The sequence below is a fragment of the Duganella violaceipulchra genome (assembly GCF_019166075.1).
GTDB classification, from domain to species: Bacteria; Pseudomonadota; Gammaproteobacteria; order Burkholderiales; family Burkholderiaceae_D; genus Rugamonas; species Rugamonas violaceipulchra.
Window position 1 is genome coordinate 1 of the sequence record NZ_JAHTGR010000081.1, and the last position, 1,017, is coordinate 1,017.

General features: G+C 70.0%; 1 pseudogene. It reads right to left on the reverse strand.

The features are described from left to right. Nucleotides 1–1,017, reverse strand: a pseudogene (locus KVP70_RS33040) (heme utilization protein); the annotation flags it as partial.

Sequence of the window (1,017 nt, forward strand, 5' to 3'; positions counted from 1 at the left end):
CGGCCACTTGCGCGGTGCTCAGCGAGCTTGCCTGGCCGGTGGTCAGCGCGACGATCTGGTTGGTGGTCAAACCGGACACGGCGGCGGTGCTCAGCGCGGCGATCTGGTTGGTCGACAGCGCGGCAACCTGCGCCGTGGCCAGGCCCACCAGCTGGGCGCTGCGCAAGGCGGCGACATTCGCGGTGGTCAGGCCGACGATGTCGGCGGTCTCGATGGCGCCGATGGCGTTGCTGCTCAGCGCGGCAACCTGGGCCGAAGCCAGGCTGCTCAGCTGGGCCGAGGTCAGCGCGACGACCTGGTTGGTGGTCAGTGCGGCGATGCCGGCGGTGCTCAGCGCGGCCAGCGAGGCGGTGGCCAGGTTGTTGACCTGGGCGGTGGTCAGCGCGGCAACTTGCGCCGAGCTCAGCGCGGCGATGCCGGCGGTCTTGATGGCCGACAGGTCAGCCGTTTCCAGCGCGGCGATGGCGTTGCTCGACAACGCCGACACTTGCGCGGTGCTCAGCGCGGCCGCTTCGGCGGTGGTCAGTGCGACCACTTGATCGGTCGTCAAGGCCTTGATCTGGTTGGCGCTCAGCGCGGCGATCGCGTCCGATTTCAGTGCGGCGAAGTCGGCCGTTTCCAGCGCGGCGATGGCGGCGGTCGTCAGACCGGCCACTTGCGCGGTGCTCAGCGAGCTTGCCTGGCCGGTGGTCAGCGCGACGATCTGGTTGGTGGTCAAACCGGACACGGCGGCGGTGCTCAGCGCGGCGATCTGGTTGGTCGACAGCGCGGCAACTTGTGCCGTGGCAAGGCCCACCAGCTGGGCGCTGCGCAAGGCGGCAACGTTCGCGGTGGTCAGGCCGACGATGTCGGCGGTCTCGATGGCGCCGATGGCGTTGCTGCTCAGCGCCGCAACCTGGGCCGAAGCCAGGCTGCTCAGCTGGGCCGAGGTCAGCGCGACGACCTGGTTGGTGGTCAGCGCGGCGATGCCGGCGGTGCTCAGCGCGGCCAGCGAAGCGGTGGCCAGATTGTTGACCT